Raw genomic sequence first — 19,884 nt, forward strand, 5'->3', positions numbered from 1 at the left:
GCAAACATGTCACGGATACGGGCCGCGGTGCTGGGTTCGCCCATCGAGCACTCCCTCTCACCGGTGCTGCACCGCGCCGCCTACCGGGCGCTCGGCCTCGACGACTGGTCGTACGACCGCTTCGAGATCGACGAGGCCGCGCTGCCCGGGTTCGTGGCCGGGCTCGGCCCCGAGTGGGCCGGGCTGTCGCTGACCATGCCGCTCAAGCGGGCGGTCCTGCCGCTGCTGGACGGGGTCAGCGACACGGCCGCCTCCGTCGAGGCCGTCAACACGGTGGTCCGCACCGGGGACGGCCGGCTGCTCGGCGACAACACCGACATCCCCGGCATCGTCGCCGCGCTCGGCGAGCGCGGCGTCGGGAAGGTGCCCGCCGCCGCGATCCTCGGCGCGGGCGCCACCGCCTCCTCGGCGCTCGCCGCGCTCGCGCGGATCTGCACCGGCGAGGTCACCGCGTACGTCCGCTCGCGGGCCCGCGCGGACGAGATGCGGCAGTGGGGCGACCGGCTCGGCGTCGCCGTCCGCACGGCAGACTGGGCCGACGCGGCGGAGGCCCTGGCCGCGCCGCTGGTGATCGCCACCACACCGGCCGGTACCACCGACGCCCTGGCCGCCTCCGTACCGGAGGCTCCGGGCACCCTCTTCGACGTGCTGTACGAGCCCTGGCCGACCGCGCTCGCGGCCTCCTGGGCGGACCGGGGCGGCCAGGTGGTCGGCGGGCTGGACCTCCTCGTCCACCAGGCGGTGCTCCAGGTGGAGCGCATGACGGGCCGCACTCCGGGCCCGCTGGCCGCGATGCGGGCCGCCGGGGAGCGGGCGCTGGCCGCCCGATAGGCTCTCCCCCCGCGTCCTCACAGGGGGAGAACATGGACGAGACCGGCGCCGGGCAGTTACTCGCGTCGAAGTGGGACCTGCCCTTCGTACTGGCCGGCACGCTCAGGGTGGCCTTCGGGGACCTGCCCGTCTGGGCCAAGGTCCTCGTCTGCGGGCTCGTCGGCTCACTGGGGGTCTGGACCGCCGTCAGCTGGCTCCGGGAGCGCCGCCGGCCGACCACATGACGGACCGACCGTCCGACAGCTGGACCTCGGCCCTGGAGACCCCTCCGGACGTGGGAGGATCGGGGCAGGCGGGTCAGGGCCGCGCACCCGATCGCGCCGTCGCAGTACCCGGCGCGAGCATGAGGAGCATCGTTGAGCAGGTTGCGTTGGCTGACCGCAGGAGAGTCGCACGGACCGGCACTGGTCGCGACGCTGGAGGGCCTTCCCGCCGGCGTCCCGGTCACCACCGAGCTGGTGGCCGATCACCTGGCCAGGCGCCGGCTCGGCTATGGCCGCGGTGCCCGGATGAAGTTCGAGCAGGACGAGATCACCTTCCTCGGCGGCGTCCGCCACGGACTCTCCCAGGGCTCCCCGGTCGCGGTCATGATCGGCAACACCGAGTGGCCCAAGTGGGAGACCGTCATGTCGGCCGACCCGGTCGACCCCGCGCTGCTCAAGGACACCGGCCGCAACGCGCCGCTGACCCGGCCGCGCCCCGGCCACGCCGACCTCGCCGGCATGCAGAAGTACGGCTTCGACGAGGCCCGGCCGATCCTGGAGCGCGCCAGCGCCCGTGAGACCGCCGCCCGCGTCGCCCTCGGCGCCGTCGCCCGCTCCTTCCTCAAGGAGGTCGCGGGCATCGAGATCGTCTCGCACGTGGTGGAACTGGCCGCGGCCAAGGCCCCGTACGGGGTCCTGCCCACCCCCGCCGACGTGGACAAGCTCGACGCCGACCCGGTGCGCTGCCTCGACGCGGACGCGAGCAAGGCGATGGTCGCGGAGATCGACCAGGCCCACAAGGACGGCGACACCCTCGGCGGCGTCGTCGAGGTGCTGGCCTACGGCGTGCCCGTCGGCCTCGGCTCGCACGTGCACTGGGACCGCCGTCTCGACGCCCGGCTCGCCGCCGCCCTCATGGGCATCCAGGCCATCAAGGGCGTCGAGGTCGGCGACGGCTTCGAGCTGGCCCGCGTACCCGGCTCGAAGGCCCACGACGAGATCGTCTCCACCCCCGAGGGCATCCGGCGGACCTCCGGCCGCTCCGGCGGCACCGAGGGCGGTCTGACCACCGGCGAGCTGCTGCGCGTACGGGCCGCGATGAAGCCCATCGCGACCGTGCCGCGGGCGCTGGCCACCGTCGACGTCGCCACCGGCGAGGCCACGGTCGCCCACCACCAGCGCTCCGACGTCTGCGCCGTGCCCGCCGCGGGCATCGTCGCCGAGGCCATGGTCGCCCTGGTGCTGGCCGACGCCGTCGTGGAGAAGTTCGGCGGCGACTCGGTGGCCGAGACCCGCCGCAACGTCCGGTCCTACCTCGACCACCTGCAGATCCGGTGACGGGCGGACCGCTCGTCGTCCTCGTCGGACCCATGGGGTCCGGCAAGTCCACGGTGGGGGCGCTGCTCGCCGAACGGCTGGGCGTGCCCTACCGGGACACCGACGCGGACATCGTCGCGGCCCAGGGCCGGGAGATCTCCGACCTCTTCGTCGACGAGGGCGAGCCGTACTTCCGCGAGCTGGAACGGCGGGCCGTCGCGGCCGCCGTCGCCGAGCACACCGGAGTCCTCGCCCTCGGCGGCGGCGCCGTCCTCGACGACGGCACCCGCGCCCTGCTGGCCGGCCTGCCCGTCGCCTATCTGTCGATGGACGTGGAGGAGGCCGTACGGCGCGTGGGGCTCGGTGCCGCGCGCCCCCTGCTGGCCGTCAACCCGCGCCGGCAGTGGCGCGAGCTGATGGAGGCCCGGCGCCCGCTCTACACCGAAGTCGCGCGCGTCGTCGTGCCCACCGACGACCGCACCCCCGCAGAGGTCGCCCAGGCGGTCCTCGACGCACTGGAGTTGAAGGACGTATGACAGAGCAGGTGACGCGGATCCACGTCGGCGGAAGCGCCGGCCACGAGCCGTACGACGTGCTGGTCGGGCAGCAGCTGCTCGGCGAGCTCGGCTCCCTGATCGGTACGAAGGCCCAGCGGGTCGCCGTGATCCACCCCGAGGCGCTGGCCTCGACCGGTGAGGCGCTGCGCGACGACCTGGCCGAGCAGGGCTACGAGGCGGTCGCCATCCAGGTGCCGAACGCCGAGGAGGCCAAGACCGCCGAGGTGGCCGCGTACTGCTGGAAGGCCCTCGGCCAGTCCGGCTTCACCCGCACCGACGTGATCGTCGGCGTCGGCGGCGGGGCCACCACCGACCTCGCGGGCTTCGTCGCGGCCACCTGGCTGCGCGGGGTGCGCTGGGTCGCCGTACCGACCACCGTCCTCGCGATGGTGGACGCGGCCGTCGGCGGCAAGACCGGCATCAACACCGCCGAGGGCAAGAACCTCGTGGGTGCCTTCCACCCGCCGGCCGGGGTGCTCTGCGACCTGGCGGCGCTGGAGTCGCTGCCGGTCAACGACTACGTCAGCGGCCTCGCCGAGATCATCAAGGCCGGATTCATCTCCGACCCGGTGATCCTGGACCTGATCGAGGAGGACCCGCAGGCGGCCCGTACGCCCGCCGGTCCGCACACCGCCGAGCTGATCGTCCGCTCCATCCGGGTCAAGGCCGACGTAGTCTCCAGCGACCTCAAGGAGTCGGGGCTGCGGGAGGTGCTGAACTACGGTCACACCCTCGCGCACGCCATCGAGAAGAACGAGCGCTACAAGTGGCGGCACGGCGCGGCCGTCTCCGTCGGCATGGTCTTCGCCGCCGAACTCGGCCGGCTCGCCGGACGCCTGGACGACGCGACCGCCGACCGGCACAAGGCGGTGCTCGCCTCCGTCGGACTGCCGCTGACCTACCGCGGCGACCAGTGGCCCAAGCTGCTCCAGACCATGCAGGTCGACAAGAAGTCCCGCGGCAACCTGCTGCGCTTCATCGTCCTCGACGGACTGGGCAAGCCGACCGTCCTGGAGGGCCCCGACCCGGCGCACCTCGTCGCCGCCTACGGCGAGGTGTCGGCGTGAGCCGCCGCGTGCTCGTGCTGAACGGCCCGAACCTGGGCCGGCTCGGCTCGCGCGAGCCCGATGTGTACGGGGCCACCTCGTACGCGGGGCTGGTGGAGAGCTGCCGGACGCTGGGGGAGGAGCTGGGCCTCGACGTCGAGGTCCGCGAGACCAATGACGAGGGCGAGCTGATCCGCTGGCTGCACGAGGCGGCGGACGGCAAGCTCCCCGTGGTGATCAACCCGGGGGCCTTCACCCACTACTCGTACGGGATGCGGGACGCGGCGGCGCAGCGCACGGCGCCGCTGATCGAGGTGCACATCTCGAACCCGTACGCGCGCGAGGAGTTCCGGCACACCTCCGTGATCGCGGCGGTGGCCACCGGCACGGTCGCGGGCTTCGGGATCGGCTCCTACCGGCTGGCGCTGCGGGCGCTGGCGGACGAGATCGCCTCCTGAGACTCCGTACGGGGCACGGCCCGGCGGTCCTGGTGGACGGCCGGGCCCTGGCGGTCATATAACGTTCTCGCATCAGTCGCAGGAACGAGACGGAGTGGCAGCGGATGCAGCAAGGAGTGGGCGGCGGCGCCTGGGGGCAGCCGGGACCGCAGCCGGCGGCACCGCCGCAGCCGCCGATACCCCCGGCGCAGGGCTGGCCGGGCACGCCCCCGCCGCAGTCTCCGCACCACCCCCCGCACCAGCAGCCCCAGGTGCCCCAGGCACCCCCGGTGCCGCCGGTTCCCGAGGCCACCGGGCACATCCCGCTGCCGCCCGCGGCGGGCGGGACCGGGGGAGCGGTGCTCGCCGTGCTGCTCATCGGCCCGGCCGGCGCCGGGAAGACCACCGTGGCACGGCACTGGGCCAGCACCCGCCCGGTGGCGACCGCCCACGTCAGCCTGGACGACGTCCGGGAGTGGGTCTGCTCCGGCTTCGCCGACCCGCAGGCCGGCTGGAACGAGCACTCCGAGGCCCAGTACCGGCTGGCCCGTCGCACCTGCGGCTTCGCGGCCCGCAACTACCTCGCCAACGGCATCTCCTGCATCCTCGACGACGCGGTCTTCCCCGACCGGCCCGTGGTGGGCCTGGGCGGCTGGAAGCGGCACGTGGGCCCCTCGCTGCTGCCCGTCGTGCTGCTGCCCGGACTGGAGATCGTCCTGGAGCGCAACGCGGAACGCTCGGGCAACCGCAGGCTCTCCGACGAGGAGGTCGCCCGCATCCACGGCCGGATGGCCGGCTGGTACGGCTCCGGGCTGCCGATCATCGACAACTCCCACCTCGACGTGGAGGGCACCGCCCGCGCCCTGGACGAGGCTCTGGCCCGCACCCTCTCGGCGCCCGGCGGCTGGTAGGCATCCCCGGCCGGTGACGCCGGCCGGTGACCCCGGACGGGCCCCGCGCCCGTCCGGACGCGCTCGCCGGGCCGGATCGGCGTGCCGCTCGTAGTCTCGAAGACATGTCAGACGTGTACGCCGCCCGCCGGGGCCTGCTCCGCGACCGCTGCGCCGCCGCGGGGACCGCCGCCGCGCTGATCACGCGTCCGGCGAACGTCCGCTACCTCTCCGGGGCCTCCCCGCTGGGGGCCGTCCTGCTCGTCGGCCCGTCCGACGACATGATGTTCTGCTCCGGCGCCCCCACCGGCGAGGTGGACGAGGGCCGCCTCGACGAACACCTCCGGGTCTCCGTGCTGGCGGGCCGCGGCGGCGACCCGGCCGTGGCCGCGGCCGACGCGGCCGCCTCCGCGCGGGCCGACTCCCTCGGCGTGGAGGAGCACCACCTCACCGTCGCCCGGCACCGGGCGCTGAACTCCGTGGCGCCCGCGCTGCGCCTCACCGACCTCGGCACGGCCGTGGAGCAGCAGCGGCTGGTCAAGGACGAGGGCGAGATCGCCTGCCTGCGGATCGCGGCCGAGATCGCCGACCAGGCCCTGGGCGAGCTGCTGGAGTCCATCCTGGTCGGGCGCACCGAACGGCATCTGGCCCTGGAGCTGGAGCGGCGGCTGGTCGACCACGGCGCGGACGGCCCGGCCTTCCCCACCTCCGTGGGCACCGGCCCGCACTCCGGGCGCTCCCGGCACCGGCCCTCCGACCGCCGGGTGGAGGAGGGCGACTTCCTCTCCGTCTGCCTCGGCGCCAGCTACCGCGGCTACCGCTGCGAGATCGGCCGGACCTTCGTGATCGGCACCACCCCGGCCGACTGGCAGATCGAGCTGTACGACGTGGTCTTCAACGCGCAGCGGGCGGGCCGCGAGGCCCTGCTGCCCGGCACGGCCTACCGGGAGGTCGACCACGCTGCCCGCTCCGTACTGGACTCGGCGGGGCACGCGGAGGCCATCGCTCCGTGGACCGGTCACGGGGTCGGCCTCGAAATCGACGAGGACCCGCAGCTTGCACCTACGGCAATGGGTAAACTGGACGCTTGCGTGCCGGTCACCGTCGAACCGGGGGTTCACCTCCCCGGCCGGGGAGGTGTCCGGATCGATGACACGCTCGTCGTACGCCCCGAGGCGGACGGCGGTCCCGAGCTACTCACCATTACGACCAAGGAGCTGCTCGCGCTCTAGCCCGCACTGCCGGGCCGGGCGTGCGCCCGTGGTCTTCCAGTGCAGGAGATTCCGCAACCGTGGCTTCCACGAACGACCTCAAGAACGGCATGGTGCTCAAGCTCGACGGTGACCAGCTCTGGTCCGTCGTCGAGTTCCAGCACGTCAAGCCCGGCAAGGGCCCGGCCTTCGTGCGCACCAAGCTCAAGCACGTGCTCTCCGGCAAGGTCGTCGACAAGACCTTCAACGCCGGCACGAAGGTCGAGACGGCCACCATCGACCGCCGCGACATGCAGTTCTCGTACATGGACGGCGAGTACTTCGTCTTCATGGACATGCAGACCTACGACCAGCTGATGGTCGACTCCAAGGCCGTCGGCGACGCCGCCAACTTCCTCATCGAGGGCTTCACCGCCTCCGTCGCGCAGCACGAGGGCTCCGTGCTCTACGTCGAGCTGCCCGCCGCCGTCGAGCTCACCATCGAGCACACCGACCCGGGCGTCCAGGGCGACCGCTCCACCGGTGGCACCAAGCCGGCGAAGCTGGAGACCGGTCACGAGATCCAGGTCCCGCTGTTCGTCAACACGGGCGAGAAGGTCAAGGTCGACACCCGCACCAGCGACTACCTCGGCCGGGTGAACAGCTAACCGTGGCTGCCCGGAGCAACGCGCGCAAGCGCGCCTTCCAGATCCTTTTCGAGGCCGACCAGCGCGGGGTGTCCGTCCGCGAGGTCCTCGCGGACTGGATCCGCCACGCGCGGTCGGACGACCGGCAGCCGCCGGTCAGCGCCTTCACGATGGATCTCGTCGAGGGTTATGCCGACAAGGTGAACCGCATCGACGACCTGATCGTCACCTACGCCGTGGACTGGGACCTCGACCGCATGCCGGCCGCGGACCGGAACATCGTGCGGCTCGGTGCCTACGAGCTGATCTGGGTGGACGACACCCCGGACGCCGTGGCCATCGACGAGGCCGTCCAGCTGGCCAAGGAGTTCTCGACGGACGACTCCCCGTCGTTCGTGAACGGGCTGCTGGCCCGTTTCAAGGACCTGAAGCCGAGCCTGCGGCGCAGCGAGAGCTGAGCACCGCACGCCGCCACAGCACTGGCACCGCCATCCGGAAGGGCCCGCAGCGCACGCGCTGCGGGCCCTTCCGTGTGCGGGCCATGAAACGGGCCATGGAACCCGGCCATGAAAAAAACCGGCGGGCGCGGGATCCCCGGAAGGACCCGGCACCCGCCGGTAAACGTTTCTGCAGGCCGGGCGGACCGGCTCAGATCTCCTCGTGCGCCACGGCGCGACGGGCGTCCGCGTCCAGCACGCCCCAGCTGATCAGCTGCTCGGTCAGGACCGAGGGCGACTGGTCGTAGATGACGGCCAGAGTGCGCAGGTCGTCCTGGCGGATCGACAGCACCTTGCCGTTGTAGTCGCCACGCTGGCTCTGGATCGTCGCCGCGTAGCGCTGGAGCGGGCCGGCCTTCTCGGCGGGTACGCCCGCCAGGCGCTCCAGGTCGAGACGCAGCTTCGGCGGCGGCTCGGCCGCACCGCCGGGCGTCGTACCCGGCAGCAGCTCCTGGACCGGAACCCCGTAGAAGTCCGCCAGCTCGGCAAGGCGCTGGACGGTCACGGCGCGGTCCCCGCGCTCGTACGACCCGACCACCACGGCCTTCCAACGGCCCTGGGACTTCTCCTCGACACCGTGGAGGGAAAGGCCCTGCTGGGTGCGGATGGCGCGGAGCTTGGCCCCGAGCTGTTTGGCGTATTCGCTGGACATAACGCTCCCGGACGCTGTGACGCTGTGACGACATGGACACCATGCGGCTCCGCCGCGCGGGCTGGTAACTCACTGTGAGGTTACGCAGCGTTACTTGGGTGCGTCAAGCCGAATGGTCACCGCCACCCCTCGCCCGCGGTCCCCGGCGGGCTCCCGGCGGCCCCGCGCGAGGAGCCGGTGTCCGGTCACCCGTCCGGCCCTGGTACGGTGTGAGGCGTACATCAGACGTCCTTTAAGGTCCGTCCCGTGAGGCGGAGAAGGAGGTCCTTTTCATGGACGCCCAGCAGAACTCCGATTCCGCGCGCCCCGTACTCGAGGCGCAGGACATCGCGCGGGTCCTGACCCGCATCGCCCACGAGATCGTCGAACGCGCCAAGGGTGCCGACGACGTGGTGCTTCTCGGCATCCCCACCCGCGGTGTCCATCTCTCCCGCAGGCTGGCCGCCAAGCTCGAAGAGATCACCGGTACGAAGATCCCGGTCGGCTCGCTCGACATCACCATGTACCGCGACGACCTGCGGATGAAGCCGGCCCGCGCCATCGGCCGTACCGAGATCCCCGGTGACGACCTCGACGGCCGTCTCGTCGTCCTCGTCGACGACGTCCTCTTCTCCGGCCGCACCATCCGCGCCGCGCTCGACGCCCTCGGCGACCTGGGCCGTCCGCGCGCCGTGCAGCTCGCCGTCCTCGTCGACCGGGGCCACCGCGAGCTGCCGATCCGCGCCGACTACGTCGGCAAGAACCTCCCCACGTCGCTGCGGGAGACCGTCAAGGTCCAGCTCCAGGAGGAGGACGGCCGTGACGCCGTGCTGCTCGGACAGCGGACCGCCCAGCCGGCAGGGCAGTAGCCCCCTCCGGCGCCGGACCCCGAGCGGGTCCGCGCCGCGCCCTGCCCTGCCCGCTCGCAGAGCCGCCCGTCCGTCCTCCCGCATGCCCTCCCGACCTACGGAGCCATCCAGATGAAGCGCCACCTCATCTCGGCCGCCGACCTCACGCGCGACGACGCCGTCCTCATCCTCGACACCGCCGAGGAGATGGCCCGCGTCGCGGACCGGCCGATCAAGAAGCTGCCCACCCTGCGCGGCCTCACCGTCGTGAACCTCTTCTTCGAGGACTCGACCCGCACCCGGATCTCCTTCGAGGCGGCCGCCAAGCGGCTCTCCGCCGACGTGATCAACTTCTCCGCGAAGGGTTCCTCCGTTTCCAAGGGCGAATCCCTCAAGGACACCGCGCTGACCCTGGAGGCCATGGGCGCCGACGCGGTCGTCATCCGCCACCACGCCTCCGGCGCCCCCTACCGGCTCGCCACCTCCGGCTGGATCGACTCCGCCGTGGTCAACGCCGGCGACGGCACCCACGAGCACCCCACCCAGGCCCTGCTGGACGCCTTCACCATGCGCCGCCGCCTGGTCGGCCGCGACGCGGGCCTCGGCAAGGACCTGGCCGGCCGCCGCATCACCATCGTCGGTGACGTCCTGCACAGCCGCGTGGCCCGCTCCAACGTCCACCTGCTACACACCCTCGGCGCCCAGGTCACCCTGGTGGCCCCGCCCACGCTCGTCCCGATCGGCGTCGAGACCTGGCCGTGCGAGGTCAGCTACGACCTCGACGAGGTGCTGCCGAAGTCCGATGCGGTGATGATGCTCCGTGTGCAGCGCGAACGCATGAACGCCGCCTTCTTCCCGACCGAGCGCGAGTACTCCCGCCGGTACGGGCTCGACGGCGACCGCATGGCGAAGATGCCCGAGCACGCCATCGTGATGCACCCCGGCCCGATGAACCGCGGCATGGAGATCACCGCGCAGGTCGCCGACTCCGACCGCTGCACGGCCGTCGAGCAGGTCGCCAACGGCGTCTCCACCCGGATGGCCGTGCTCTACCTGCTGCTCGGCGGCTCCGAGCCCGCCGTCACCACCACCCCCGCCGCGCGTACCGAGGAGAGCAAGTAACCATGAGCAAGATCCTTATCCGTGGCGCGAAGGTACTCGGCGGCGAGGCGCAGGACGTCCTGATCGACGGCGAGACCATCGCGGAGGTCGGCCAGAACCTCTCCGCCGAGGGCGCGACCGTCGTCGAGGCCGCGGGCCAGGTCCTCCTCCCCGGCCTCGTCGACCTGCACACCCACCTGCGCGAGCCCGGCCGCGAGGACTCCGAGACCGTCCTCACCGGCACCCGCGCCGCCGCCTCCGGCGGATACACCGCGGTCTTCGCCATGGCGAACACCTTCCCCGTCGCCGACACCGCGGGCGTCGTGGAGCAGGTCTGGCGCCTGGGCAAGGAGTCCGGCTACTGCGACGTGCAGCCCATCGGCGCCGTCACCGTCGGCCTGGAGGGCAAGCAGCTCTCCGAGCTGGGCGCCATGCACGAGTCCGCCGCCAACGTCACCGTCTTCTCCGACGACGGCAAGTGCGTGGACGACGCCGTGATCATGCGCCGCGCCCTGGAGTACGTGAAGGCGTTCGGCGGCGTCGTCGCCCAGCACGCCCAGGAGCCCCGCCTCACCGAGGGCGCCCAGATGAACGAGGGCATCGTCTCCGCCGAGCTCGGTCTCGGCGGCTGGCCGGCCGTGGCCGAGGAGTCGATCATCGCCCGCGACGTGCTGCTCGCCGAGCACGTCGGCTCCCGCGTCCACATCTGCCACCTCTCCACCGCCGGCTCCGTCGAGATCGTCCGCTGGGCCAAGTCCCGCGGCATCGACGTCACCGCCGAGGTCACCCCGCACCACCTGCTCCTCACCGACGAGCTCGTCCGCTCCTACAACGCGGTGTACAAGGTCAACCCGCCGCTGCGCACCGAGAAGGACGTCCTCGCGCTCCGCGAGGCGCTGGCCGACGGCACGATCGACATCGTCGCCACCGACCACGCCCCGCACCCGCACGAGGACAAGGACTGCGAGTGGGCCTCCGCCGCCATGGGCATGGTCGGCCTGGAGACCGCCCTCTCCGTCGTCCAGCAGACGATGGTGGAGACCGGACTGCTCGACTGGGCGGGCGTCGCCGACCGCATGTCCGCCGCCCCGGCGCGGATCGGCGGTCTCAGCAACCACGGCCGTCCCGTCTCGGCAGGTGAACCCGCGAACCTGACCCTGGTCGACACCTCGTACCGTGGTGTCGTGGACCCCGCACACTTCGCCTCCCGCAGCCGCAACACGCCCTACGAGGGCCGCGAGCTGCCGGGACGCGTCACTCACACCTTCCTGCGGGGCCGGGCAACGGTCGTGGACGGGAAACTGGCGTGACACCTGCAGTGATCCAACTGGCCGCCGAGGCCGCCGAACGACAGTCGGCGGAGGTGACCCAGGTCGGCGCGCGCATCGCGTGGGTGATCGGCCTGGTCGTCTTCATCGCGTTCGTGTACTGGCTGATGCGGCAGGGCTGGAAATGGCGAGGGGCTCTGCAGAACGATCTGCCCGAGCTCCCCGCCGCCCCCGACGGACTCCCCGAGCACTGGCTCGCCCTCACCGGCCGGTACCACGGGTCCACCACCGCGGGGCAATGGCTCGACCGGATCGTCGCCCACGGTCTGGGCGTCCGCAGCCGGGTCGAGCTCACGCTCACCGACGCGGGCCTCGACGTGGTCCGACCGGGTGCGAACGACTTCTTCGTACCGGCCGCGCAGCTGCGCGGCGCCCGCCTCGACAAGGGAATCGCGGGCAAGGTACTCACCGAGGGCGGTCTGCTCGTCGTCACCTGGGCGCACGGCGACAAGCTGATCGACTCCGGATTCCGCTCCGACCGGGCGGCCGAACACGCCGCCTGGGTCGAAGCCGTCAACCTCATGAACCCATCCATCACGACGGAAGGCGCCGAACGATGACGACCTCCACCAGGGGAGCAGCCAAAGCTCCCGCCGTACTCGTCCTGGAGGACGGCCGCATCTTCCGCGGCCGCGCCTACGGCGCAGTGGGGGAGACCTTCGGCGAGGCCGTGTTCTCCACCGGCATGACCGGCTACCAGGAGACCCTGACCGACCCGTCGTACCACCGGCAGGTCGTGGTCATGACCGCCCCGCACGTCGGCAACACCGGCGTCAACGACGAGGACCCCGAGTCCGCGCGGATCTGGGTCTCCGGCTATGTCGTACGCGACCCCGCCCGCATCCCCTCCAACTGGCGCTCCCGCCGCACGCTGGACGAGGAGCTGGCCCGCCAGGGCGTCGTCGGCATCTCCGGCATCGACACCCGCGCCCTCACCCGCCACCTGCGCGAGCGCGGCGCCATGCGCGTCGGCATCTTCTCCGGCGACACCTGGGTCGGCATCCGCGACGAGGCCCTGCTGGCCAAGGTCCGCTCCCAGCCCGAGATGAAGGGCGCGAACCTCTCCGCGGAGGTCGCCACCAAGGAGACGTACGTCGTCCCCGCGATCGGCGAGAAGCGCTTCACCGTGGCCGCCGTCGACCTCGGCATCAAGGGCATGACCCCGCAGCGGATGGCCGAGCGCGGCATCGAGGTGCACGTGCTGCCCGCCACCGCCACCGTCGAGGACGTGTACGCGGTCAACCCCGACGGCGTGTTCTTCTCCAACGGCCCCGGCGACCCGGCCACCGCCGACGGTCCCGTCGCCGTCATGCGCGGCGTGCTGGAGCGCAGGACGCCGCTGTTCGGCATCTGCTTCGGCAACCAGATCCTCGGCCGCGCCCTGGGCTTCGGCACGTACAAGCTCAAGTACGGCCACCGCGGCATCAACCAGCCGGTCCAGGACCGCACCACCGGCAAGGTCGAGATCACCGCGCACAACCACGGCTTCGCCGTCGACGCGCCCCTCGACAAGGTCTCCGAGACCCCCTACGGCCGCGCCGAGGTCTCTCACGTCTGCCTGAACGACCAGGTCGTCGAAGGTCTCCAGCTGCTCGACCAGCCGGCCTTCTCCGTCCAGTACCACCCCGAGGCGGCCGCCGGCCCGCACGACGCCGCGTACCTCTTCGACCGCTTCACGTCTTTGATGGAAACCGCCCTGATGGAGGCCGAGCGTGCCTAAGCGCACCGATATCCAGTCCGTCCTGGTCATCGGCTCCGGCCCGATCGTCATCGGCCAGGCAGCGGAGTTCGACTACTCCGGCACCCAGGCGTGCCGCGTGCTCAAGGCCGAGGGCCTGCGCGTCATCCTGGTGAACTCCAACCCGGCGACGATCATGACCGACCCGGAGATCGCCGACGCCACGTACGTCGAGCCGATCACCCCCGAGTTCGTCGAGAAGATCATCGCGAAGGAGCGCCCCGACGCGCTGCTCCCCACCCTCGGCGGCCAGACGGCCCTGAACACCGCCATCTCCATGCACGAGCAGGGGGTGCTGGAGAAGTACAACGTCGAGCTGATCGGCGCCAACGTCGAGGCCATCAACAAGGGCGAGGACCGCGACCTCTTCAAGGGCGTCGTCGAGGCCGTCAAGGGCAAGATCGGGTACGGCGAGTCCGCCCGCTCGGTCATCTGCCACTCGATGGACGACGTCCTCCAGGGCGTCGACACCCTCGGCGGCTACCCCGTCGTCGTACGCCCCTCCTTCACCATGGGCGGCGCCGGCTCCGGCTTCGCCCACGACGAGGACGAGCTGCGCCGCATCGCCGGCCAGGGCCTCACGCTCTCCCCGACCACCGAGGTGCTCCTTGAGGAGTCCATCCTCGGCTGGAAGGAGTACGAGCTGGAGCTGATGCGCGACACCAAGGACAACGTGGTCGTCGTCTGCTCCATCGAGAACTTCGACCCGATGGGCGTCCACACCGGCGACTCCATCACCGTCGCCCCGGCCATGACGCTCACCGACCGCGAGTACCAGCGGCTGCGCGACATCGGCATCGCGATCATCCGCGAGGTCGGCGTCGACACCGGCGGCTGCAACATCCAGTTCGCGATCGACCCGGCCGACGGCCGCGTCATCGTCATCGAGATGAACCCGCGCGTCTCGCGCTCCTCGGCGCTCGCCTCCAAGGCCACCGGCTTCCCGATCGCCAAGATCGCCGCCAAGCTGGCCATCGGCTACACCCTCGACGAGGTCCCCAACGACATCACCGAGCAGACGCCGGCCTCCTTCGAGCCCACCCTCGACTACGTCGTCGTCAAGGCCCCGCGCTTCGCCTTCGAGAAGTTCCCACTGGCCGACGCCACCCTCACCACGACCATGAAGTCCGTGGGCGAGGCCATGGCCATCGGCCGAAACTTCACCGAGGCCCTCCAGAAGGCCCTGCGCTCCCTGGAGAAGAAGGGCTCGCAGTTCACCTTCGTCGGGGAGCCCGGCGACAAGGAGGAGCTGCTGGCCACCGCGGTCCGCCCCACCGACGGCCGCATCAACACCGTCATGCAGGCCATCCGCGCCGGCGCCACCCAGGAGGAGGTCTTCGAGTCCACGAAGATCGACCCCTGGTTCGTCGACCAGCTCTTCCTGATCAAGGAGATCGCCGACGAGCTCGCCGGCGCCGAGAAGCTGGAGCCGGAACTGCTCGCCGAGGCCAAGCGCCACGGCTTCTCCGACGCCCAGATCGCTGAGATCCGCGGCCTGCGCGAGGACGTCGTCCGCGAGGTGCGCCACGCCCTCGGCGTCCGCCCGGTCTACAAGACGGTCGACACCTGCGCCGCCGAGTTCGCCGCGAAGACCCCGTACTTCTACTCCTCCTACGACGAGGAGAGCGAGGTCGCCCCGCGCGAGAAGCCCGCGGTGATCATCCTGGGCTCCGGCCCGAACCGCATCGGCCAGGGCATCGAGTTCGACTACTCCTGCGTCCACGCCTCCTTCGCCCTCAGCGACGCCGGCTACGAGACCGTGATGGTCAACTGCAACCCGGAGACCGTCTCCACCGACTACGACACCTCCGACCGCCTGTACTTCGAGCCGCTGACGCTCGAAGACGTGCTGGAGATCGTCCACGCCGAGTCCCTGGCCGGCCCCATCGCCGGTGTCGTCGTCCAGCTCGGCGGCCAGACCCCCCTGGGCCTCGCCCAGGCCCTCAAGGACAACGGCGTCCCCGTCGTGGGCACCTCCCCGGAGGCCATCCACGCCGCCGAGGACCGCGGCGCCTTCGGCCGCGTCCTGGCCGAGGCGGGGCTCCCCGCCCCCAAGCACGGCACCGCCACCACCTTCGCCGGCGCGAAGGCCATCGCGGACGAGATCGGCTACCCGGTCCTGGTGCGCCCCTCGTACGTGCTCGGCGGCCGCGGCATGGAGATCGTCTACGACGAGGCCCGCCTGGAGTCCTACATCGCGGAGTCCACCGAGATCTCCCCGACCCGTCCCGTGCTGGTCGACCGCTTCCTCGACGACGCGATCGAGATCGACGTCGACGCCCTCTACGACGGCACCGAGCTCTACCTCGGCGGCGTCATGGAGCACATCGAGGAGGCCGGCATCCACTCCGGCGACTCCGCCTGCGCCCTGCCCCCGATCACCCTCGGCGGCTACGACATCAAGCGCCTGCGCGCCTCCACCGAGGCCATCGCCCAGGGCGTCGGCGTCCGCGGCCTGATCAACATCCAGTTCGCGATGGCGGGCGACATCCTCTACGTCCTGGAGGCCAACCCGCGCGCCTCCCGGACCGTCCCCTTCACCTCCAAGGCCACCGCCGTCCCGCTGGCGAAGGCCGCCGCCCGCATCTCGCTCGGCAGCACCATCGCCGAGCTGCGCGAGGAGGGCCTGCTGCCGAAGGCCGGCGACGGCGGCACCCTGCCGATCGACGCGCCGATCTCCGTCAAGGAGGCCGTCATGCCGTGGTCGCGCTTCCGCGACATCCACGGCCGCGGCGTGGACACCGTCCTCGGCCCGGAGATGCGCTCCACCGGCGAGGTCATGGGCATCGACGCCGTCTTCGGCACCGCCTACGCCAAGTCGCAGGCCGGCGCCTACGGCCCGCTGCCGACCAAGGGCCGCGCCTTCATCTCCGTCGCCAACCGCGACAAGCGCTCGATGATCTTCCCGGCGCGCGAGCTGGTCGCCCACGGCTTCGAGCTGATGGCCACCTCCGGCACCGCCGAGGTGCTGCGCCGCAACGGCATCAACGTCACCGTGGTGCGCAAGCTCAGCGAGGGCGAGGGCCCGAACGGCGAGCGGACCATCGTCCAGCTGATCCACGACGGCCAGGTCGACCTGATCGTCAACACCCCGTACGGCACCGGAGGCCGCCTCGACGGCTACGAGATCCGTACGGCGGCCGTGGCGCGCGGCGTCCCGTGCCTGACCACGGTCCAGGCGCTCGCCGCCGCCGTCCAGGGCATCGACGCGCTCAACCGCGGCGACGTGGGCGTCCGCTCCCTCCAGGAGCACGCGGAGCACCTGACCGCGGCCCGCGACTAGCAGCCCGTACGAAAGGGGGGCACCGGCGACAGCGACCGGTGTCCCCCCTTTCATGAGGTCCTTCCGAGCGCACAAGGGATTCAAGGGAAAAATCGGACGATGTACAAGCTGTTCTTCAACCTGGTCTTCAAGCGGATGGACCCCGAGCGGGCCCACTACATGGCCTTCCGCTGGATCCGCCTCGCCGCCCGCACCCCGGTGCTGCGCACCTTCGTCGCCGCCTACCTCGCCCCCCGCCACAAGGAGCTGCGCACCGAGGCCCTGGGCCTGCGCTTCCACGGCCCCTTCGGCCTGGCCGCCGGCTTCGACAAGAACGCCGTGGCCATCGACGGCATGTCCATGCTCGGCTTCGACCATGTCGAGATCGGCACGGTCACCGGCCAGGCGCAGCCCGGCAACCCCAAGAAGCGGCTGTTCCGCCTGGTCCCGGACCGCGCGCTGATCAACCGCATGGGCTTCAACAACGAGGGCTCCGAGGCCGTCGCCGCCCGCCTGGCCGCCCGTAACCCGGTCTTCCGCACGGTCGTCGGCGTCAACATCGGCAAGACCAAGGTGGTGCCCGAGGCCGAGGCCGCCGCCGACTACGTGCTCTCCACCGAGCGCCTGGCCCGCCACGCCGACTACCTCGTGGTCAACGTCTCCTCCCCGAACACCCCCGGCCTGCGCAACCTCCAGGCCACCGAGTCGCTGCGCCCGCTGCTGACCGCCGTCCGCGAGGCCGCCGACCGCACCGTCACCGGCCGCCGGGTCCCGCTGCTGGTCAAGATCGCCCCCGACCTCGCCGACGAGGACGTGGACGCCGTCGCCGACCTGGCCCTGGAGCTCGGCCTCGACGGCATCATCGCCACCAATACCACCATCGCCCGCGAGGGCCTGGGCCTGCGGTCCGAGCCCTCCCTGGTGAAGGAGACCGGCGGACTGTCCGGCGCCCCCGTCAAGGAGCGCTCGCTCGCGGTCCTGCGCCGCCTGTACGCCCGTGTGGGGGACCGGCTGGTCCTCGTGGGCGTCGGAGGCATCGAGAACGCCGAGGACGCCTGGCAGCGCATCCTCGCCGGCGCCACCCTCGTCCAGGGCTACAGCGCCTTCGTCTACGAGGGCCCCTGCTACGCCCGAGCCGTCCACAAGGGCCTGGCCGCGCGCCTGGCCGCCAGCCCCTACGCGACCCTCGCCGAAGCGGTGGGCGCCGAGACCCGGAAGGACGCCCAGTGATCTCCTTCGGCACCCGCCTGCGCGAGGCGATGGACACCCGCGGCCCGCTCTGCGTGGGCATCGACCCGCACGCCTCCCTCCTGACCGCCTGGGGCCTCGGCGACGACGTCGCGGGCCTGGAGCGGTTCTCCCGCACCGTCGTGGAGGCCCTGGCCGGCCAGGTGGCCGTCTTCAAGCCGCAGGCCGCCTTCTTCGAACGCTTCGGCTCCCGGGGCATCGCCGTCCTGGAGCGCACCGTCGCCGACGTCCGGTCGGCCGGCGGCCTGGTGGTCATGGACGCCAAGCGCGGCGACATCGGCTCCACCATGGCCGCGTACGCCGAGACCTTCCTGCACAAGGACTCCCCGCTCTTCTCCGACGCCCTGACGGTCTCCCCGTACCTGGGCTACGGCTCCCTGGCGCCCGCCGTGGAGCTGGCCCGGGAGAACGGCGCCGGGCTGTTCGTCCTCGCCCTCACCTCCAACCCCGAGGGCGCCGAGGTGCAGCGCGCGGTGCGCGAGGACGGCCTCGGCGTCGGCGCGACCATGCTGCGCCACCTGGCCGCCGAGAACGCCGGCGCCGAGCCCCTCGGCTCCTTCGGCGCGGTGGTCGGCGCCACCCTGGGCGACCTGTCCTCCTTCGACCTGGACATCAACGGCCCGCTGCTGGCCCCCGGCGTCGGCGCGCAGGGCGCCACCGCGGCCGACCTCCCGGCGGTCTTCGGGACGGCCGTGCGCAACGTGGTCCCCAACGTCTCGCGCGGGGTGCTGCGCCACGGCCCGGACCCGGCGGCGCTGCGCGACGCGGCGGCCGGCTTCGCGGACGGGATCCGTGAGGCTGCCGGGGCGTAGCCGAACATGCCCGGGACCCCGCTGCGCATCCGTGCGGAGCGGGGTCTCGTACGTGCTGACGGAAATCGAACGTACTTCACCGGACAAAACGGGGGTAGTTTGTCCGTGATGTACGGTTCAGTGGAGGCTGACCAGGACTTTTCGTCCGTTCTCGCTGACTGGAGCGGTGTTGGCCGCTAGTCTCCGACCAGAGTGAACGCGCAGCGAACGAGTTCCATCGCTGTTCGGGACCTCGCCAGGTGTGGTGCCTTTGGGTTCCCCACCGGTCCGTATCCGACAGTTCGACATCCGAGGTGACGTAGGCGTGGCTCTTCCGCCCCTTACCCCTGAACAGCGCGCAGCCGCGCTCGAAAAGGCCGCCGCGGCTCGCCGGGAGCGGGCCGAGGTGAAGAATCGACTCAAGCACTCCGGCGCCTCGCTCCAAGAGGTCATCAAGACGGGTCAGGAGAATGACGTCATCGGCAAGATGAAGGTCTCCGCCCTGCTCGAGTCCCTCCCCGGCGTCGGCAAGGTCCGCGCCAAGCAGATCATGGAGCGTCTCGGCATCTCCGAGTCCCGGCGTGTCCGAGGTCTCGGTTCCAACCAGATCGCCTCTCTGGAGCGCGAGTTCGGCAGCACCGGCGCCTGAGGCGTCGCCTGGCGTTCTCCCGGTGTTCTCAGGCAGTCCCGAGAGCCTGGATAATCGCTTTATGGCAGCAGAGGTTCGTCCGCGGCTGACCGTGCTCTCCGGCCCCTCCGGGGTCGGCAAGAGCACGGTCGTCGCGCATATGCGCAAGGTTCACCCCGAGGTATGGCTCTCGGTGTCGGCCACCACCCGCAAGCCGCGGCCCGGTGAACGGCACGGAGTCCAGTACTTCTTCGTCAACGACGACGAGTTCGACAAGCTGATCGCCAACGGCGAGCTGCTGGAGTGGGCCGAGTTCGCGGGCAACCGCTACGGCACACCGCGCGGCGCGGTGCTGGAGCGCCTGGACAGCGGCGAGCCGGTGCTGCTGGAGATCGACCTCCAGGGCGCACGGCTCGTCCGTGAGTCGATGCCCGACGCACAGCTGGTCTTCCTCGCCCCGCCCAGCTGGGACGAGCTGGTCCGCCGGCTCACCGGCCGGGGCACGGAGTCGCCCGAGGTCATCGAGCGCCGGCTGGCCGCGGCCAAGATCGAGCTCGCCTCCGAATCCGAGTTCGACGTCACCCTGGTCAACACCTCCGTCGAGGACGTGGCACGCGAGCTGCTAGCCTTGATGGAAGTTGTCTGATCGCCGGTCGCCGCCCACGCGTCGCCCGGGACCAGGTCAGCCCGATCT

21 protein-coding genes are annotated in these 19,884 nt (G+C 71.6%); 20 read left to right on the top strand and 1 reads right to left on the bottom strand.

Translation table 11 applies throughout. The features are described from left to right. Positions 1-6: 6 nt before the first annotated feature. The 10 genes from ABZ873_RS06175 (at position 7) to nusB (ending at position 7,576) form a co-directional block, all read left to right on the top strand. Positions 7-831, top strand: a complete 825-nt coding sequence (locus ABZ873_RS06175; protein ID WP_360865924.1) for a shikimate dehydrogenase — start codon at positions 7-9, stop codon at positions 829-831. 32 nt (positions 832-863) lie between these two features. After that, the gene (locus ABZ873_RS06180; RefSeq protein WP_360865927.1) at positions 864-1,055 is read left to right on the top strand and encodes a hypothetical protein; all 192 of its coding nucleotides are present in this window, start codon (positions 864-866) and stop codon (positions 1,053-1,055) included. Between the two features lie 132 nt (positions 1,056-1,187). Then, on the top strand, positions 1,188-2,372 hold the full coding sequence (gene aroC / locus ABZ873_RS06185) for a chorismate synthase (protein ID WP_360865930.1): 1,185 nt from the start codon (positions 1,188-1,190) through the stop codon (positions 2,370-2,372). Beyond that, positions 2,369-2,887 (top strand): shikimate kinase, encoded by a 519-nt coding sequence (locus tag ABZ873_RS06190; RefSeq protein WP_360865933.1) that lies wholly within the window; start codon positions 2,369-2,371, stop codon positions 2,885-2,887. Before aroC ends, ABZ873_RS06190 begins: the two co-directional genes overlap by 4 nt. After that, positions 2,884-3,975: a 3-dehydroquinate synthase gene (aroB, locus tag ABZ873_RS06195; protein ID WP_360865936.1), complete on the top strand. Its 1,092-nt coding sequence runs from the start codon at positions 2,884-2,886 to the stop codon at positions 3,973-3,975. Before ABZ873_RS06190 ends, aroB begins: the two co-directional genes overlap by 4 nt. Continuing rightward, positions 3,972-4,412 (top strand): type II 3-dehydroquinate dehydratase, encoded by a 441-nt coding sequence (gene aroQ, locus ABZ873_RS06200; protein WP_360865939.1) that lies wholly within the window; start codon positions 3,972-3,974, stop codon positions 4,410-4,412. The genes aroB and aroQ overlap by 4 nt, the downstream gene beginning before the upstream one ends. Positions 4,413-4,516: 104 nt before the next feature. Further along, on the top strand, positions 4,517-5,302 hold the full coding sequence (locus ABZ873_RS06205; protein ID WP_360865942.1) for an AAA family ATPase: 786 nt from the start codon (positions 4,517-4,519) through the stop codon (positions 5,300-5,302). A 104-nt stretch (positions 5,303-5,406) separates the two neighbouring features. After that, entirely contained in the window at positions 5,407-6,513 is a 1,107-nt protein-coding gene (locus ABZ873_RS06210; RefSeq protein WP_360865945.1) for an aminopeptidase P family protein, read from the top strand. Between the two features lie 59 nt (positions 6,514-6,572). Beyond that, on the top strand, positions 6,573-7,139 hold the full coding sequence (gene efp / locus ABZ873_RS06215; RefSeq protein ID WP_360865948.1) for an elongation factor P: 567 nt from the start codon (positions 6,573-6,575) through the stop codon (positions 7,137-7,139). A 2-nt stretch (positions 7,140-7,141) separates the two neighbouring features. Further along, complete coding sequence (gene nusB / locus ABZ873_RS06220; protein ID WP_360865951.1) at positions 7,142-7,576, top strand: transcription antitermination factor NusB; 435 nt, start codon at positions 7,142-7,144, stop codon at positions 7,574-7,576. Positions 7,577-7,766: 190 nt separating this feature from the next. Here the strand turns inward: nusB and bldD are convergent, their stop codons facing one another. Further along, positions 7,767-8,267: a transcriptional regulator BldD gene (gene bldD / locus ABZ873_RS06225; RefSeq protein ID WP_360865953.1), complete on the bottom strand. Its 501-nt coding sequence runs from the start codon at positions 8,265-8,267 to the stop codon at positions 7,767-7,769. Positions 8,268-8,539: 272 nt separating this feature from the next. Between bldD and pyrR the strand changes: the two genes are divergently transcribed. The 10 genes from pyrR to gmk all read left to right on the top strand — a co-directional run bounded on the left by pyrR (position 8,540) and on the right by gmk (position 19,836). Next, positions 8,540-9,115 (top strand): bifunctional pyr operon transcriptional regulator/uracil phosphoribosyltransferase PyrR, encoded by a 576-nt coding sequence (pyrR, locus tag ABZ873_RS06230; protein ID WP_360865956.1) that lies wholly within the window; start codon positions 8,540-8,542, stop codon positions 9,113-9,115. A gap of 111 nt (positions 9,116-9,226) precedes the next feature. Then, positions 9,227-10,216: an aspartate carbamoyltransferase catalytic subunit gene (locus ABZ873_RS06235; RefSeq protein WP_360865959.1), complete on the top strand. Its 990-nt coding sequence runs from the start codon at positions 9,227-9,229 to the stop codon at positions 10,214-10,216. Positions 10,217-10,218: 2 nt separating this feature from the next. Further along, on the top strand, positions 10,219-11,505 hold the full coding sequence (locus ABZ873_RS06240) for a dihydroorotase (RefSeq protein ID WP_360865962.1): 1,287 nt from the start codon (positions 10,219-10,221) through the stop codon (positions 11,503-11,505). Beyond that, the gene (locus ABZ873_RS06245) at positions 11,502-12,083 is read left to right on the top strand and encodes a hypothetical protein (RefSeq protein ID WP_360865965.1); all 582 of its coding nucleotides are present in this window, start codon (positions 11,502-11,504) and stop codon (positions 12,081-12,083) included. The genes ABZ873_RS06240 and ABZ873_RS06245 overlap by 4 nt, the downstream gene beginning before the upstream one ends. Further along, positions 12,080-13,243 (top strand): glutamine-hydrolyzing carbamoyl-phosphate synthase small subunit, encoded by a 1,164-nt coding sequence (carA, locus tag ABZ873_RS06250; protein WP_360865968.1) that lies wholly within the window; start codon positions 12,080-12,082, stop codon positions 13,241-13,243. Before ABZ873_RS06245 ends, carA begins: the two co-directional genes overlap by 4 nt. Beyond that, positions 13,236-16,544, top strand: coding sequence for a carbamoyl-phosphate synthase large subunit (gene carB / locus ABZ873_RS06255; protein ID WP_360865971.1), 3,309 nt, complete (start codon positions 13,236-13,238; stop codon positions 16,542-16,544). The genes carA and carB overlap by 8 nt, the downstream gene beginning before the upstream one ends. A 99-nt stretch (positions 16,545-16,643) precedes the next feature. After that, positions 16,644-17,753 (top strand): quinone-dependent dihydroorotate dehydrogenase, encoded by a 1,110-nt coding sequence (locus ABZ873_RS06260; protein WP_360865974.1) that lies wholly within the window; start codon positions 16,644-16,646, stop codon positions 17,751-17,753. Continuing rightward, positions 17,750-18,583, top strand: a complete 834-nt coding sequence (gene pyrF, locus ABZ873_RS06265; protein ID WP_360865977.1) for an orotidine-5'-phosphate decarboxylase — start codon at positions 17,750-17,752, stop codon at positions 18,581-18,583. Before ABZ873_RS06260 ends, pyrF begins: the two co-directional genes overlap by 4 nt. Before the next feature lie 304 nt (positions 18,584-18,887). Continuing rightward, entirely contained in the window at positions 18,888-19,211 is a 324-nt protein-coding gene (locus ABZ873_RS06270; protein ID WP_030008746.1) for an integration host factor, read from the top strand. A 61-nt stretch (positions 19,212-19,272) separates the two neighbouring features. Then, positions 19,273-19,836, top strand: coding sequence for a guanylate kinase (gmk, locus tag ABZ873_RS06275; protein ID WP_360865981.1), 564 nt, complete (start codon positions 19,273-19,275; stop codon positions 19,834-19,836). Positions 19,837-19,884: the final 48 nt, after the last annotated feature.

The organism is Streptomyces sp. NPDC047014, assembly GCF_040644195.1.
Taxonomy (GTDB): Bacteria; Actinomycetota; Actinomycetes; order Streptomycetales; family Streptomycetaceae; genus Streptomyces.